This is a genomic window from Aeromonas sp. R10-2 (assembly GCF_040908445.1).
In the GTDB taxonomy this organism is placed as follows: Bacteria; Pseudomonadota; Gammaproteobacteria; order Enterobacterales; family Aeromonadaceae; genus Aeromonas; species Aeromonas veronii.
Map to the genome: position 1 here is coordinate 1 of NZ_JBFODS010000007.1, position 15,475 is coordinate 15,475.

The 15,475-nt window shown below is 59.8% G+C and carries 13 protein-coding genes and 1 pseudogene; 2 read left to right on the plus strand and 12 right to left on the minus strand.

Features of this window, described 5'->3' with window-relative positions:
* Positions 1-89: 89 nt before the first annotated feature.
* From AB5Y97_RS00455 to AB5Y97_RS00465, 3 genes and pseudogenes are all read right to left on the minus strand, one after another.
* Positions 90-455: pseudogene (locus AB5Y97_RS00455) on the minus strand (maltose acetyltransferase domain-containing protein); the annotation flags it as partial.
* A 162-nt stretch (positions 456-617) separates the two neighbouring features.
* Positions 618-1,496 (minus strand): 50S ribosomal protein L11 methyltransferase, encoded by an 879-nt coding sequence (prmA, locus tag AB5Y97_RS00460; protein ID WP_005358410.1) that lies wholly within the window; start codon positions 1,494-1,496, stop codon positions 618-620.
* A gap of 537 nt (positions 1,497-2,033) precedes the next feature.
* On the minus strand, positions 2,034-3,050 hold the full coding sequence (locus AB5Y97_RS00465) for a zinc-binding alcohol dehydrogenase family protein (protein ID WP_201945788.1): 1,017 nt from the start codon (positions 3,048-3,050) through the stop codon (positions 2,034-2,036).
* Positions 3,051-3,150: 100 nt separating this feature from the next.
* Between AB5Y97_RS00465 and AB5Y97_RS00470 the strand changes: the two genes are divergently transcribed.
* Positions 3,151-4,023 carry a LysR family transcriptional regulator gene (locus AB5Y97_RS00470; protein ID WP_005358412.1) on the plus strand — a complete coding sequence of 291 codons (873 nt, stop codon included), beginning with the start codon at positions 3,151-3,153 and terminating at the stop codon, positions 4,021-4,023.
* 1 nt (position 4,024) lies between these two features.
* Here AB5Y97_RS00470 and AB5Y97_RS00475 read toward each other — a convergent pair whose 3' ends face one another.
* From AB5Y97_RS00475 to acs, 7 genes are all read right to left on the minus strand, one after another.
* Positions 4,025-5,452 (minus strand): PTS transporter subunit EIIC, encoded by a 1,428-nt coding sequence (locus tag AB5Y97_RS00475; RefSeq protein ID WP_368157033.1) that lies wholly within the window; start codon positions 5,450-5,452, stop codon positions 4,025-4,027.
* Between the two features lie 89 nt (positions 5,453-5,541).
* Positions 5,542-6,999, minus strand: a complete 1,458-nt coding sequence (panF, locus tag AB5Y97_RS00480) for a sodium/pantothenate symporter (protein WP_368157035.1) — start codon at positions 6,997-6,999, stop codon at positions 5,542-5,544.
* Positions 6,989-7,252, minus strand: a complete 264-nt coding sequence (locus AB5Y97_RS00485) for a YhdT family protein (RefSeq protein WP_005349483.1) — start codon at positions 7,250-7,252, stop codon at positions 6,989-6,991. Before AB5Y97_RS00485 ends, panF begins: the two co-directional genes overlap by 11 nt.
* A 207-nt stretch (positions 7,253-7,459) precedes the next feature.
* Positions 7,460-8,800 carry an acetyl-CoA carboxylase biotin carboxylase subunit gene (gene accC, locus AB5Y97_RS00490; RefSeq protein WP_279499865.1) on the minus strand — a complete coding sequence of 447 codons (1,341 nt, stop codon included), beginning with the start codon at positions 8,798-8,800 and terminating at the stop codon, positions 7,460-7,462.
* Between the two features lie 15 nt (positions 8,801-8,815).
* On the minus strand, positions 8,816-9,274 hold the full coding sequence (gene accB, locus AB5Y97_RS00495) for an acetyl-CoA carboxylase biotin carboxyl carrier protein (RefSeq protein WP_005338908.1): 459 nt from the start codon (positions 9,272-9,274) through the stop codon (positions 8,816-8,818).
* 36 nt (positions 9,275-9,310) lie between these two features.
* Complete coding sequence (aroQ, locus tag AB5Y97_RS00500) at positions 9,311-9,760, minus strand: type II 3-dehydroquinate dehydratase (RefSeq protein ID WP_129504641.1); 450 nt, start codon at positions 9,758-9,760, stop codon at positions 9,311-9,313.
* A 288-nt stretch (positions 9,761-10,048) separates the two neighbouring features.
* Positions 10,049-11,995, minus strand: coding sequence for an acetate--CoA ligase (gene acs, locus AB5Y97_RS00505; protein ID WP_368157038.1), 1,947 nt, complete (start codon positions 11,993-11,995; stop codon positions 10,049-10,051).
* A gap of 167 nt (positions 11,996-12,162) precedes the next feature.
* Between acs and AB5Y97_RS00510 the strand changes: the two genes are divergently transcribed.
* Positions 12,163-12,444 carry a hypothetical protein gene (locus tag AB5Y97_RS00510; RefSeq protein WP_235655418.1) on the plus strand — a complete coding sequence of 94 codons (282 nt, stop codon included), beginning with the start codon at positions 12,163-12,165 and terminating at the stop codon, positions 12,442-12,444.
* A gap of 57 nt (positions 12,445-12,501) precedes the next feature.
* On the opposite strand, the gene AB5Y97_RS00515 is transcribed toward AB5Y97_RS00510, so the two are convergent.
* Positions 12,502-14,910 (minus strand): EAL domain-containing protein, encoded by a 2,409-nt coding sequence (locus AB5Y97_RS00515; RefSeq protein WP_227016222.1) that lies wholly within the window; start codon positions 14,908-14,910, stop codon positions 12,502-12,504.
* A gap of 189 nt (positions 14,911-15,099) precedes the next feature.
* Positions 15,100-15,468, minus strand: coding sequence for a hypothetical protein (locus tag AB5Y97_RS00520; protein ID WP_069554383.1), 369 nt, complete (start codon positions 15,466-15,468; stop codon positions 15,100-15,102).
* Positions 15,469-15,475: the final 7 nt, after the last annotated feature.

Sequence of the window (15,475 nt, forward strand, 5' to 3'; positions counted from 1 at the left end):
CGCTAAAGCGTGATGTTTTCATGTAGAACCTCCTGCGTTCAAGATACGAGAAAATTCTACTTATGAGCACCCCAGTTTTTCGGGGGGATTACCCCCTGAATCCGTTCGTCGGCCTCCAGTGCATGGGCTGCGGTATAGATCTGCACGTTTGGCCCAATCATCACGTTGGCTCCGATACGGATGGGGGCATTGTCCAGCAGGGTCGCTCCCATATTGATGTAGGAGTCCTTGCCCAGGTGGATGTGGCGGCCATAGGTGCAGTAGAGGGGCGGGCAGATGAAGGCGTTCTCAGCCAATTCGCCAATCAGCTCCGCCAGTAGTGCCCGCTGCTCAGCCCCATCTTCCGCCTGATTGAAACGGCGATAGCGCCGTGCCGCCTCCCTGCGCAACTGGGCCAACTCGGGTGCCATGCAGTTGTACGGTTGGCTGCTGATCATCTTCTGGTATTCGGTCATGGCAGGGCCTCAATGATGTGGAGGAACGATGTTAATCCCTCATTGGCCAGAGAAGCGTGAACCTTCCCCCAGAGTGAGAAAAGGGAGAAACAACAAGAGCACCCGCGGGTGCTCTTGTTTAATAAAGATGCTGACTTGCCGCCTTGAGAGCGGGAGCTATGTTTAGCCGTGCTTGCGGCCAGAGAGGCGGCACCACTCCTCCTTGACGGCGGTCGGGTCCATCTCGAACCATTGGCCGTAGATAGTTTCCAGCTCCGGTGCCTGGCTCTCCAGCACGCCGGAGAGGGCCATCAGGCTGCCCGGCTTGCCGTGGCCGGCGATAAGTGGAGCCAGTTCGCGCAGCGGGCCGGCCAGGATGTTGGCGACCACCACGTCCGCTTCGACATCTTGCGGCTGGTCGGCCGGCAGGTAGAGCTCAATCTGGTCGGCGACGCCGTTGCGCGCGGCGTTGTCGCGGCTGGCCTGAATAGCCTGCGGGTCGATGTCGATTCCGATGACGCGGGCGGCACCCAGTTTCAGGGCGGCGATGCCGAGAATGCCGGAGCCGCAACCAAAGTCGACCACGGTTTTACCGGTCAGATCGAGGCCGTCCAGCCATTGCAGGCAGAGGGCGGTGGTGGGGTGGGTACCGGTACCGAAGGCCAGACCCGGATCCAGCATGACGTTGACTGCATCGGGGTTCGGCACATCGCGCCAGCTCGGGCAGATCCAGAGGCGCTCGCCAAACTGCATGGGGTGGAAGTGATCCATCCACTCGCGCACCCAGTCCTTGTCTTCCAGCTGCTCGACCTTGTAGCCGACGTTTTCGCCGAAGATCTGCTGGAAGAAGGCGATGGTGGGGGCCGGATCGGTTTCGGCATCAAACAGACCCATCACTTCGGTCTCGCCCCAGAGCGGGGTTTCACCGGGCATGGGTTCGTAGACGGGCACATCCTTGGCATCCATAAAGGTCACCGCCTGGGCTCCACGCCCCAGCAGCATGTTGCTCACCTTGTCTGCGGTCTTGGCAGTGGCGTTGATTCGAATTTGTATCCAGGGCATGGCGTCGACTCTTCATAAATGTGAAACCGCGAGATTCTACCATCATGGGGCAGTGCTGTCGTGGTTTGCCCATGACGTGGAGAGATTCGGGGGCTTTTGCCGGATTGGCACGGTTCCTGTATTGCTCTATGCAGGCGAAGGCGACCGGTTTTCGCTGAACGCTTTGCTCAAGTTCCGTCATCTTTCACTGCCACCCTCGGGTGGCATTTTTTTATCTGCACTTGTTTGCCTGGTAAACAGTCTGCCAGACAAAAAAAGAGCAAGGTCGGCACCTTGCTCAAGGACGGGCTGACGCCGTTTTGGCGCATTCATGCTGCTGTTGGCACGCCAGATGCAAAGACGAATATGTCCTGCATAAGGATATGTGTGTGATTGTTACCCCAATGTTCAGGTATTCAGGCCATTTCTCGCGAAATGGCCTCTTTTTTGGCTGATTGTCGGACGTTGGCCTGCCACAGGCAGCCATGAGTGCCGCTGATTGTGCCCGTTTGGGGCATCTCCTTGGTGAACTTATCCCATCATGGTGCGTTGGAGGGCTTAGTTGGCAAAGCCGCTCATGTCGATCACCAGCTTGCCTACCATGCGGCCTGCTTCCACCTCGGCATGGGCCTGAGCCAGCGTGACCGGGGTCAGTGACGGGATGGTTCTGGTCAGGGTGGTCTGCAATACTCCTTCATCGACCAGTGCCGCCACCCGGCCGAGCAGGCGGTGCTGTTCGATCATGTCCGGCGTCTGGAACAGGGAGCGGGTGAACATGAACTCCTGGCTGAAGGTGACGCTCTTGCTCTTGAGCAGGGAGAGATCCCACGGCTCGCTCGATTCGGCGATGGTGCAGATATGGCCAAACGGGCGGATCAGCCCGGCCATGGTGGCCCAGTGCTCGGCGGTGGCGTTGGTGCAGAAGATGGCATCGACCTGAGTGATGCCAAGGGCGGTCAGCTCCTCCTGCAACTTGTGGTGGTTCACGACCTGATGGGCGCCCATCTCGAGGCACCACTCGCGGCTCTCGGGGCGGGAGGCGGTCGCAATCACCTCCATGTCGGTGAGCTGGCGGGCCAGCTGGATGGCGATGGAACCCACGCCACCGGCGCCGCCGATGATCAGCAGTTTGCCACGGCTTTCGCGGGTAAGAGCGAAGCGCTCGAACAGGGTCTCCCAGGCGGTGATGGCGGTGAGCGGCAGGGCGGCGGCCTCCACATCGCTCAAGCTGGTGGGGGCGATGGCGGCGATGCGCTCATCCACCAGTTGCAGGGCGCTGTTGCTGCCCGGGCGGCTGATATCACCGGCATACCAGACCCGGTCGCCCGCCTTGAACAGGGTCACTTCGCTGCCGGTGGCGATCACTTCCCCCACCGCATCCCAGCCGAGTACCCGGGGCGAGTTTTCAATTTTGGCCTTGGGGGAGCGCACCTTGGTATCTACCGGATTGACGGAGGTGGCGGTGACCCGCACCAGCAGATCCCGCGGGCCCGGAACCGGATCGGGCTGGTTGGCGGCGATGAAGCAGTCGGGGTGGTCGCTTGGCAGATAGTGAGTCAGGGCAATGGCTTTCATGGTTTTTCCTTTCTAATCGCTGTGTTCGGGATTGCCACTCACTCTAGTCTGGTTGATTATCAAGATTAAGATGGGTAATCGATAAAGACTGTTTGAATATATGAACAATGTCGATCTGGAGTTGATGGGGCTGTTTGCCACCGTGGTGGAGCAGGGAAGCTTTACCCGGGCCGCCGAGCTGCTCGGTATGCCCAAGTCATCGGTGAGCCAGAAGATCTCGCGGCTCGAATCCCAGCTCGGGGTGCGGCTGTTGCAGCGTACCACCCGCAGGTTGAGCCTGACGCCGCAGGGGGAGCTCTATGTGGAGCACTGTCAGGGGCTGCTGGCACTGGCCCGCAGTGCCAATCTGGCGATGGCACGGCTGCGCTCGGCCCCGGCGGGGCGGGTGCGGATCACTGCCCCCGAGGCGACCGGCACCCTGCTGCTTGGCCGGATCCTCGCCGAGTTTCGCGCCCTCTATCCCGAAGTGGTGCTGGAACTGACCCTGAGTGACGAACAGCTCGATCTGGTGGGGGAAGGTTATGATTTGGCGCTGCGGGCGGCACCGCTGAAAGACTCCAGCCTCATCTGTCGGCGTATCGGTCAGGTGGCGCGCCATCTGGTGGCGGCGCCTGCCTATCTGGCGGCCCACGGCATGCCGCAACAGTTGAGCGAACTGGGCCGTTATGCCTGTCTGGTGCACTCGGCCATGCCGGTGTGGCCATTGCAGGAGGGGGGCTGGCGGCCACAGGGGGCCTGTGTCAGCAACAGCTTGCTGGCGCTGCGGGAGATGGCGCTTCATGACGGGGGGATTGCCCTGTTGCCCCACCATGTCTGTGAAGGGGATTTGGCGGCGGGGCGATTGCAGAAGGTGTTGCCGGATCAGCCCATTCCGGCCAACCCGTTTTACCTTATCTATCCGAGCCGGGAGCATCTGGCTCCCGCCCTACGCACTCTGATGGATTTCGTGGCCGAGCGGTTGCCGTTTGCCTGAGTTACCAGCTGCTCTGGCTGGCCGACTCCTGATTTGGTTTGAGGCCGAGCGGGACCGACTGGCGCTCCGCCAGCATGCGGATCTGCCCTTCAATCAGGCTGGCACTGGGGCCCAGCACCAGCACCAGCTGGTGGTCGTTGAGCTGGATCCAGGAGAGGCAGCCCAGGCCCAGTAGGCGGGATTCATCCACCAGTGAAATATCGCGCACCCGCAGGCTGAGGCGGGTGATACAGACACTCATCGCCACCAGATTGTCCATCCCGCCCAGCACCTTGAGGTACTGGATCGCCAGCATCTGCGGGTCTGAGGGGGCAACACTGGCAAGGCGCGGATGCTCCACTGCGATGGGCTTGCTCGGCATGCTGAGCGGGGCACGCTCCAGAAGTTGATAGAACAGCAGGGTGTAGGCAACGAAGAACAGGATACCGACCGGGATGAGCCAGAAGCTGTGCTCCCCTGCCTGATAGCTCAGCACTAGATCCAGCAGACCGGCGGAGAAGTAACTGCCCACCTTGATCCCCAGCCCGCTACAGACAGCGAGCGATAGCCCGGTCAGCAGGGCGTGGGCGAGAAACAGCCAGGGGGCGGTAAAGGCGAACAAAAATTCGATAGGCTCTGTGATACCCACCAGTGCCGAGGTTAGCGCCAGGGTGAGCAGCAGCCCGCCCTGTGGCAGCCGCTGCATCCGTTGGCGGTGCAGCCAGATGGCAAAACAGGCGCCCGGCAGGCCGAACATGATGATGGGGTAAAGACCGGCTACATATCCTTCATGAAGGGGCTGGGCGGTGGCCAGCGCCTGCAGGTTGCTCTCGCCAAGGCCGATGACGCTGCCCAATACCTGATGGAGTCCGAGCGGGATTAGCAAGCGGTTGAGGGTGCCGTAGCAGAAGGCGCCAAACGGCGTGATAAGCAGCTCGGAAGTGAGCAGGGTCAGCCCGCGCTCCAGCGGCGGCCACAGCAGCGAAAGGGGGATGGCGATCAGCAGGCAGGCCAAGGCCGACACCAGCAGGCTGGGAAACTCCCCCCTGGCGATCTGCAGCCAGCGGGGCAGGGTTTGCTGGTGTACCCAGGGGTAGATGATTGCGGTGGTGAGCCCCGCCAGCAGACCGCAGATCATGTCGGCGTGCAGGTTGGGGGCCAGCGTATTGAAGGCGGTGCTGAGCAGCAGGAAGTTGACCGCACCCGCCAGCGTCTGTCCGCCCAGCTCCTGCCGACTCAGGCCAAAGGCGATCGCCACCGCATAGATAAGCGGCATCTGGCTGAAGATCGCCTGACCAGTGAGGGAGAGCACCGCCAAATCGAGCACGTCGGGTTGACCAAGCCGGTAGATCAACGCCGCCATCGGCAGGATGGAGACGGGCAGCAGTAGGGCATAACCGAGCCGCTGCAGGGCTTGAGTAACGACTTGTCGAGTGGCTTTAACGGGCATACAGCGGCTACGTTCTGTGACTTGGCGCACAGTTTAACCGGAAAACACCTATTTGGGGATAGTTTTGGAACCCCTAATTTATATTTTTATTATTTCTGCCCGAAAAGCTCGCGCACTTCCCGCGAGGGCGGTGCCGTCAGCAGGCTGACCGTGATAAAGATCACCAGCGCCAGCGTGAGGCTTGGCACGATGGCGTGCAGGCCAGCCAGCTTGATACCCCATTGACTGAGTACCCCATAGCTGACGATGCCGCTGACCATGCTGGCCAGTGCGCCCGGGCCGTTGGCCCGCGACCAGTAGAGGCCGAGCACCAGTGGCCAGAGGAACACCGCTTGCAATCCGCCAAAGGCGAGCAGGTTGAGCCAGATGATCATCTCGGGCGGTTGCAACGCCGCCAGCAGCACCAGAGTGCCGAGGATCAGGGTACAGAGCAGGGAGAGGCGGGGGATGCGCACTTCCAGCTTCTCCTGCTTTGGATTGAGATAGTTGAGGTAGAGATCTTTCACCAGAGTGGCGGAAGCCTGGATCAGCTGGGAGTCGATGGTGGACATGATGGCCGCCATCGGCGCTGCCAGAAAGACCCCGGCCAGCCAGGGGGGTAGCACTTCCATCATCAGGGAGGGCATGATCTTGTCCGGGCTGTCCATGCCCGGCAGGATGGCGCGGCCAAGTGCGCCCGCCAGATGCATGCCGAACATCAGCAGGGCGCTGACCACGGTGCCGATCAGAATGCCGCGATGGAGCGCCTTGCTGTCGCGATAGCCAAAGCAGCGCAACGCCGAGTGGGGCAGCCCCACCACCCCGACACAGACCAGGATCCAGAAGCTCAGCATAAAGGGCTGGGTCAGCATGTCGCCAGCCCCTTGCGGGCTTACCAGCTTGGGATCGATCTCCCTGAGCTGGTGGATAAGGTTCGGCAGCCCGTCACCGGCAATCAGAATTCCTGCCAGCAGGGCGCCGGTGCCGATCAGCATGATGATCCCCTGCAGGGCATCGGTCATCACCACGGCGCGGAAGCCGCCGATGATGGTGTAGAGCAGTACGCAGCTGGCAAACAGCATCAAGCCCTGCTGGTAGGAGAGGCCGGTGGCGGTCTCCAGCAGGCGGGCGCCGCCGATAAACTGCACCACCATGGTCGCGATAAAGGCGAGGATGATAGTAACGGAGCCGAGGATCACCACTGCCTTGCTCTGGTAGCGGGCCCACAGCATGTCGTTGATGGTCACCGCATTGACCCGGCGGGCGATGATGGCGAACTTCTTGCCAAGCACCCCCAGAGTGAGCCAGACGGTGGGCAGCTGGATCATCGCTAGCAACACCCAGCCCAGACCGATCTTGTAGGCCGCGCCCGGCCCACCGATAAAGGAGGAGGCCGAGGTGTAGGTGGCCACTAGCGTCATCGCCAGCACCAGCCCACCCATGCTGCGGTTGCCGATGAAGTACTCCTGCACGAAGTTGCCTTCTGCGCGATGGCGGCTGGCCCAGAAACCCACCCCCAGCACCAGCACCAGATAGATGACGAGCGGCAGCATCAACTCAAGATTCATGGGATGACTCCTTGCCGGAAGGGGAGTGGGTATCGAGGGGGATCTCCACAAACAGCCGGTTCACCATCAGGGCGCAGAGCAGAATGAACAGCAGCGGCATCACCATGCAGCTGAGCAGGAACCACAACGGCAGCCCCCACAACTCCAGCTGGAGCGGGATAAAATAGGCGGTGCCATACCAGGCAAAGAAGTAGAACAGGGTCAGCAGCAGACAGAAAGCTGCTTCCCGGCGGGCGAGAGCAAAACGGTTCACCTTGGCCTCCGACAAATTTGAGGGGCGCAAGGATAACAAAAAAGGGCCATGTCGCCATGGCCCTTTTTCAGCAGAGGCTCCTTGCGGAGCAGACTTCCACCGGAAGTCCGGTCTCTATCAGCGATCCTTACAGACCCAACTTCTTGTGCAGATAGTGGGCGTTGGTACTGCCACCGTGCAATGTCATCGGGTCTCTATCAGCGATCCTTACAGACCCAACTTCTTGTGCAGATAGTGGATATTGGTGCCACCGTGCTGGAAGTTTTCGTCTTTCATGATCTCTTTTTGCAACGGTACGTTGGTCTTGATCCCTTCCACCACCAGCTCGTCCAGCGCATGGCGCATGCGGGCGATGGCAATGTCACGATTCTCGCCGTAGCAGATCAGCTTGCCGATCATCGAATCGTAGTGGGGCGGTACCTTGTAACCGGCATAGATGTGGGAGTCCCAACGCACGCCCAGACCACCCGGCGCGTGGAAGCGCTGCACCAGACCCGGAGAGGGCATGAAGGTGGCCGGATCTTCGGCGTTGATCCGGCACTCAATGGCATGGCCACGGATACGGATATCCTGCTGGGTGATCGACAGGGGCTGGCCGGCGGCGATGCGCAGCTGCTCCTTGATCAGATCGATACCGGTGACCATCTCGGTGACCGGATGCTCAACCTGGATACGGGTGTTCATTTCGATGAAATAGAACTCGCCGTTCTCGTACAGGAACTCGAAAGTACCCGCACCGCGGTAGCCGATCTCGATACAGGCACGCACACAGCGCTCACCGATGAACTTGCGCATTTCGGCGGTGATGCCCGGTGCCGGCGCCTCTTCCACCACTTTCTGGTGGCGACGCTGCATGGAGCAGTCACGCTCGCCCAGATAGAGGGCGTTGCCCTGGCCGTCTGCCAACACCTGAATTTCGATGTGGCGCGGGTTTTCCAGGTACTTCTCCATGTAGACCATGTCGTTCTTGAAGAACTGGCCTGCTTCGGATTTGGTCAGGGCGATGGCGCCCGCCAGTTCCGCTTCATTGCGCACCACGCGCATACCGCGACCACCACCGCCACCGGCGGCCTTGATGATCACCGGATAGCCGATGCGCTTGGCAATGGCGGCGTTGTGCTTGGTGTCGTTGTCGACGGGGCCGTCAGAGCCCGGTACACACGGTACGCCCGCTTTCTTCATCGCTTCGATGGCGGAGACCTTGTCACCCATCAGGCGAATGGTCTCGGCGCGCGGGCCGATGAAGATGAAGCCGGACTTTTCGACCACTTCGGCGAAATCGGCGTTCTCGGAGAGGAAGCCGTAACCCGGGTGGATGGCCACGGCACCGGTTACCTCGGCAGCGGCGATGATGGCCGGGACGTTGAGGTAGGATTCAGTACTGGCCGGTCTGCCGATACAGATGGATTCGTCGGCCAGCAGCACATGTTTGAGCTCCCGGTCGGCGGTGGAGTGAACGGCCACTGTCTTGATCCCGAGCTCTTTACAGGCGCGCAGGATCCGCAGGGCAATTTCACCGCGGTTGGCGATGACTACTTTGTCCAACATGGGTGGCGATTTCCCTTATTCGATGATGAACAGCGGCTCGTCAAATTCGACGGCCTGACCATTTTCAACCAGGATCGCTTTGATCACACCGGCCTTGTCAGACTCGATTTGGTTCATCATTTTCATGGCTTCGACGATGCACAGGGTGTCGCCGACATTGACTTGCTGACCCACTTCCGCGAACGGCTTGGCATCCGGGCTGGAGGAGCGGTAGAAGGAGCCAACCATCGGGGAGCGCATCAGGTGACCGCTCGGGGCGGCATCTGCGGCCGGTGCGGCGGCAACCGGGGCGGCAGCGGCAGGTGCGGCAACCGGAGCGGCTTGCTGCATCATCATCTGCGGCATGGCGGTGGTCACCTGACCGGAGAAGTTGCGGCTGATGCGAACGGACTCTTCACCTTCGGAGATCTCCAGTTCGGCGATGCCGGACTCTTCAACCAGTTCAATCAGCTTCTTGATTTTGCGGATATCCATTAGCATTCTCTTTCTTCTTTATCTGATCAGTGATTATCAAGCCGCGCGCAGATGGTGCACGGCCGCGGTTAAAGCGAATTGGTAGCCATCGGCTCCCAGCCCGCAGATGACCCCTTTTGCGACATCAGACAGATAGGAGTGATGACGGAACGGCTCCCTGGCATGGACGTTTGACAGGTGAACCTCGATAAAAGGGATCGCGACACCCAGCAGCGCATCGCGAATGGCGACGCTGGTGTGGGTGAAGGCGGCTGGATTGATGATGATAAAATCCACTTGGCCCATGGCCTGATGGATGCGGCCGACCAACTCATGTTCGGCGTTGGATTGCAGATGTTCCAGAGTGACACCGAGTTTGCTGGCGTTAAGCTTCAGATCGGCGACGATCTCATCAAGCGTCTTGCTGCCGTAGATACCCGGTTCCCGTTTGCCCAGCAGATTCAGGTTTGGTCCGTTGAGCAGGAGAATGCGGTGATTTTGCGACATATTGAGTACATCCTCGATGATAATGCTGCTATCTATCAGCTATCTTGTGGACTACCAGAAATCTAGCCATTTTCTGCGCAAATCGGTGTGCCCTGGCACACAGATTTCGCAATTATATTGATTTCGTGAAAATTAGCAGCATTTTACTGGTCTAATCTCTACATCTGGCTATTTATTGCACGTTTCGGTCGGCAAGGCTCCGTAGCTACCGCCTTGCTGTTTGCTGGCGGATGAGAAACGACAAAGCCGGCACAGGGCCGGCTTTGTTGAGCAACAAACGAAGCGGGATCAGGCTGCTTCCGACTTCTCGCGAATGAGTTTGTCTACTACCCCCGGATCCGCCAGGGTGGAGATATCCCCCAGGCTGTCGGTCTCGCCGGTGGCGATCTTGCGCAAGATGCGGCGCATGATCTTGCCGGAACGGGTCTTCGGCAGCCCCTCTGCCCAGTGGATCACGTCCGGCGTGGCGATGGCACCAATCTCCTTGCGGACCCACTCCTTCACTTCTTTGTGCAGCTCGCGGCTCGGCTCTTCCCCGGCGATCAGGGTGACATAGGCATAGATGCCCTGACCCTTGATCTCGTGAGGAACCCCCACCACCGCGGCTTCAGCGATCTTGGGATGGGCCACCAGCGCCGATTCAATTTCGGCGGTACCCATGCGGTGGCCGGAGACGTTCAGTACATCATCCACCCGACCGGTAATCCAGTAGTAGCCGTCCTCGTCGCGACGGGCACCGTCGCCGGTGAAGTAGCGGCCCGGGAAGGTGGAGAAGTAGGTCTGCTCGAACCGCTCGTGATCGCCGAATACGGTGCGCATCTGACCCGGCCAGGAGTCGGTGATCACCAGATTGCCCTCGGTGGCCCCCTCCAGCGGCTCGCCCATGTTGTCGACCAGCGCCGGTTGCACCCCGAAGAAGGGACGAGTCGCCGAGCCCGGTTTCAGGTCGGTGACGCCGGGCAGCGGCGTAATCAGGATGCCGCCGGTCTCGGTTTGCCACCAGGTATCGACAATGGGGCAGCGCTCATCGCCAATGGTGCGGTAGTACCACTCCCAGGCTTCCGGGTTGATGGGTTCACCCACCGAACCCATGATGCGCAGGCTCTGGCGTGACGTGCCGGTGACCGCTTCGTTACCCTTGGCCATCAGGGCACGGATGGCGGTTGGTGCAGTATAAAGGATGGTGACCTTATGCTTGTCCACCACCTGACTCATGCGGTTGGTGGCCGGGTAGTTGGGCACCCCTTCGAACATGATGGTGGTGGCACCGTTGGCAAGCGGCCCGTAGACCAGATAGGAGTGACCAGTGACCCAGCCCACATCGGCGGTACACCAGTAGATGTCCTCTTCGTGGTAGTCGAACACATATTTGAAGGTGAGGGTGGCATAGACCAGATAGCCGCCGGTGGTGTGCAGCACCCCCTTGGGTTTGCCGGTGGAGCCGGAGGTATAGAGGATAAAGAGCGGATCTTCGGCGTTCATCGCCTCGGGCGGGCAGTCGCTGCTGACGGCGGCGGTCGCTTCATGCCACCAGATGTCGCGGTGGTTGTACCAGGCGACATTGCCGCCGGTGCGCTTGAGCACGATCACCTTGTTGACCTGGGTATCCGGGTTGGTGAGCGCTTCATCCACATTCTTCTTGAGCGGCACCGGACGGCCACCACGCAGCCCCTCGTCGGCGGTGATCACGATGCGCGAGCCCGAGTCGATGATGCGACCAGCCAGCGCTTCCGGCGAGAAGCCGCCGAAGACGATGCTGTGTACCGCGCCTATGCGGGTACAGGCCAGCATGGCGATGGCGGCTTCGGGTACCATAGGCATATAGAGGCAGACCACGTCGCCGCGGTGAACCCCTTGTGCTTTCAATACGTTGGCAAACTTGCACACTTCACTGTGCAATTCGCGGTAGGTGAGTTTGCGATCTTCGGCGGGGTTGTCCCCTTCCCAGATGATGGCGACCTTGTCACCTCGTTCGGCGAGATGGCGATCGAGACAGTTGGCCGAGACGTTGAGCTGGCCATCTTCAAACCATTTGATGGAGACATGGCCCGGATCGTAGGAGGTGTTCTTGACCTTGGTATAGGGTTTCATCCAGTCGAGAATTTTTCCCTGCTCTCCCCAGAAGGTATCGGGATCCTCGACGGAAGCCTGATACATGGCGGCATAGTCGCCCTTGTCGAGCAGTGCATTGCTGCTGATGTGGGGTTTGACTGGGTAGACCTTGCTCTCGCTCATCACTCACTCCTTTGAATAGATCTTTTAATGGTTTCTTAACAACTTATACCTTTGGTTGCGGGGGGCAATTAGACTTTTGGATAGGCGGCAACAGTTGGTTACAGGACAAAGAGTGACAATTAATCGGTGGTTGAGTAAAAGGGGGCCGTGTCGATTAATTGGAGGTCATGATGTTTTCTCTGTTGCTCTGTGCATCCCTCTGGCAGTTTGATGCGCCAGTGCCCGCTGGCGAACCTCCGAAAGAGTTTGCGATCACCCATCAGGAGGCTTCACCTGCGCTGCGGGATCGGGTGGCCGATCAGCTTGGTCATGCATGGCAGGCCAAGGAGCCCGGTACCAGACTCACCTTCAGCGATCCAGCTCCCCGTTATGCTGGCGAATCACCGTTGACGCGCATGCTCAATGATCGTGATGATGGTAGGGAATCCCGCTTGCAGATCGAGTGGTAATCCGGTCGGCAGCCAGGAGGCGGATGCCGACCGGCTGGTGATGATGATTGCCTGCCGCTATGAGACGTAGCGTTGATGCAGGCGATCTCCCATATGTTCGACATGCAGTGGTTTGCTGAACAGATAACCCTGTCCTTCGCCGCAGTTGAGTGACTGCAAGAAGGCGTGTTGTGCCTTGGTTTCAATCCCTTCGGCGGTGACCTCCATATCCAGACTGTCGGCCAGATTGATGATGGTGCGGCAGAGCTCCCGACTGTTCTTGTCTTCCGGTAATGCCTGCACAAACGCCCGGTCGATCTTGATGCGATCGATCGGCAGGGTCTTGAGCAGACTCAATGACGAGAAGCCGGTACCAAAGTCATCGATGGCAATCTGCACGCCGAGATTTTTCAGGCGGGTAAAGAGATCCAGACTCTGTTCGACCCGCTGGATGATGCTCTCAGTCACCTCGATCTCGAGCCGTTCTGGCGGAAACCCTGTCTCGGCCAGGATGGCGGCGACCCGTTCAACATAGCCCGGGGAGCGCATCTCCCGCACCGACACATTGACCGACAAGCGGGGCACCGGCAGGCCGGCGGCCAGCCAGTTTTGTCCCTGCTCGCAGGCGTTGCGCATCACCCATTCCCCAATTTTCTCGATCAGGCCGCACTCCTCCGCCACCGGAATAAAACGGGTCGGCGCTATCATTCCCTCATTGGGATGCTGCCAGCGCAGCAGGGCTTCCAGTCCACTCAGGTGGCCGTTGGCCAGATTGGTCATGGGTTGATAGAAGATGCAGAGCTGTTCGAGCTCCAGGGCCTTGAGCAGACCCTGCTCAATCTGCATCCGCTCGCGGGCTCGAGCTGCCATGCAGGGGGTATAGAACTGGAATCCGTTGCGCCCCTGACTTTTCGCCTCGTACATGGCGCTGTCGGCGGCGCTGACCAGGGTTTCCGGGCTGTCTGCATGATCGGGATAGATGGCGATACCGATACTTGCCGAGATTGCCACCAGCTCATGGGCCAGCTCAACCGGTTCACGCAACACGGTCAGCAGGGTATTGGCCAGGGTTGCCAGCTCGTCAGGCTCCTCCAGATAGGGGATCAGCACCAGAAACTCGTCTCCCCCGAGGCGGGTCGCCAGATCGTTGTGTTGCAGGCAGCCGCGGATCCGCTCTGCCAGCCGCTTGAGCAGCTCATCGCCAACTCCGTGGCCCAGGCTGTCGTTGATCAGCTTGAAGCCATCCAGATCGATAAAGAGCAGCCCCAACCGTTTGCGATTGAGCTGCGCGGTTTTCAGCTCAAGGGCCAGCCGCTCCTGCAATAGATGACGATTGCCCAGCTCGGTCAGGGGATCGTGATAGGCAAGGTGATTCAGCTCGGCCTCCACCTTGCGAATGGCGCTGATGTCGGAAAGGGCGATCACATAGTGAGTGGTGTTGTTGAAGTTGTCATAGACAGCACTGATCTGCTGCCAGGAGGAGAAGTAGCTACCATCCTTGCGCAGACAAACCATCTCGCCATGCCAGGCGTTGTTGCCGGGGCGCAGGTGATACCAGGGATAGTCGAGGTCAGTGTAGCGCCTGGGATGCATGATGATATCCGGGGTACGGCCTATCACCTCCTCAGCATTGTATTGGGTCAGCATGGTGAAGGCCGGGTTGACCGACAGAATATGGTGCTCGCTGTCGAGGATGATGATCCCCTCGGCCGTGGTATCGAATACCACGTTGGCCTGATGGAGTCGCTCCTCCTGACGGCGGCGGGCGGTGGCATTGTGAATGACCCCCATGACCCGGTGGCCGACCGACTCGGTGGCGGGGACATGGTCGGCATGAATATCGACCCAGTGGCGCTCGTTGAGAGCGGTGAGGTAGCTCAGGGTGAGATGGATGGGGTCATGACTTTGCAGGGCGGCCTTGAGCTGGCTGCCGGATTCCGGTTCAAAACAGTCGACGAACGCTTGCAGCCCGCCGTGGAACTGGTTGGCCTCGATGCCCAGCAGCGGCTCAATCTGGCCGTCGAACAGTAATCTGTCCTCCGCCACGTGCCACTCCCACACCCCGATTTGGGCCGCTCGCATTGCCAGTTGCAGCCGTTGTTCGGTTTCGTACTGCTCGGTGATGTCACGCACGATGGCAAGGATGCCGTTCAGCTCTCCCTTCTCATCCCGCATCGGGCTGTAGGTGGCCTGAAAGCGGCGTGAGCTGTTGTCGTACGCCGCGGTTTGGCCCGTGATGGCGATATCTACGTAGGGCATGCCGCTTCGCATGATCTGCTGAAACATGGGCTCCAGGGTCGGGGCCAGCTTGGGAACCACCTCTCGGAGATGCTTGCCCTGATGCTCCTCGATGCTTTTGCCATTGATGTCGGCCAGCACCTGATTGACTTTACGGTAGCGAAATTCGCAGTCAAAGACGCCGATGCCCAGAGGGGCATTATCCATCAGCTGTTCCAGGACGGTGTGATCTGACAGCTGGGTCAACATTGCCTCGGTGTCGGCGTTGAAAAGCTTCCCATCCATGATGACCTCGGCATTGATTGTTTTATCACTTGCATCAGTTGTCAGTATGGCACGAACTGTTTGGCCGGGAGTCAAGCGGAGTTATCTGGTTGTTTTGACGGCAAGAATAGGCAGAAAAACCTGATAAAAAGGATGGCGAAAGGGGGCGAGTGGTTATCCCTTCTGGCGACCAAACGCCTGAATACCGCGCACAAATACCAGCCAGCCGATCAGATGGAAGGGGAGGGCAAGCAGATAGAGCAGCAGGAAGTGCGACTCGCTGCCACTGCTGTTGATGAAGTCGATCCAGGCGGCCAGCAGCGCCAGCATGCCGGCGATCTGGAAGCGGCGGCGCAACACCACCTCGACGCCGAGATTGGCAAGGTAGAGGGTGAGCAGGATGCCGGCAAAGCCGGTGAGCTGGGCGGTGCCGTAGAGCTCGCGATCCGGGTTGAACAGCAGCGCGATCAGGGGAGTAATGCCCTGATCCAGCGGGATCAGGGCCAGCAGCCAGCATGCAATCAGAAGCAGGGCTGTCTTCATCGCGGCC

Bases quoted from the DNA above. Each gene is read 5' to 3' on its own strand.
- aroQ (WP_129504641.1), bottom strand. From the start codon at position 9,760: ATGTCGCAAAATCACCGCATTCTCCTGCTCAACGGACCAAACCTGAAT.
- AB5Y97_RS00475 (WP_368157033.1), bottom strand. From the start codon at position 5,452: ATGCCCGTTAAAGCCACTCGACAAGTCGTTACTCAAGCCCTGCAGCGG.
- accB (WP_005338908.1), bottom strand. From the start codon at position 9,274: ATGGATATCCGCAAAATCAAGAAGCTGATTGAACTGGTTGAAGAGTCC.
- AB5Y97_RS00515 (WP_227016222.1), bottom strand. From the start codon at position 14,910: ATGTTGACCCAGCTGTCAGATCACACCGTCCTGGAACAGCTGATGGAT.
- AB5Y97_RS00520 (WP_069554383.1), bottom strand. From the start codon at position 15,468: ATGAAGACAGCCCTGCTTCTGATTGCATGCTGGCTGCTGGCCCTGATC.
- AB5Y97_RS00510 (WP_235655418.1), top strand. From the start codon at position 12,163: ATGATGTTTTCTCTGTTGCTCTGTGCATCCCTCTGGCAGTTTGATGCG.
- AB5Y97_RS00470 (WP_005358412.1), top strand. From the start codon at position 3,151: ATGAACAATGTCGATCTGGAGTTGATGGGGCTGTTTGCCACCGTGGTG.
- AB5Y97_RS00465 (WP_201945788.1), bottom strand. From the start codon at position 3,050: ATGAAAGCCATTGCCCTGACTCACTATCTGCCAAGCGACCACCCCGAC.
- prmA (WP_005358410.1), bottom strand. From the start codon at position 1,496: ATGCCCTGGATACAAATTCGAATCAACGCCACTGCCAAGACCGCAGAC.
- acs (WP_368157038.1), bottom strand. From the start codon at position 11,995: ATGAGCGAGAGCAAGGTCTACCCAGTCAAACCCCACATCAGCAGCAAT.
- panF (WP_368157035.1), bottom strand. From the start codon at position 6,999: ATGAATCTTGAGTTGATGCTGCCGCTCGTCATCTATCTGGTGCTGGTG.
- accC (WP_279499865.1), bottom strand. From the start codon at position 8,800: ATGTTGGACAAAGTAGTCATCGCCAACCGCGGTGAAATTGCCCTGCGG.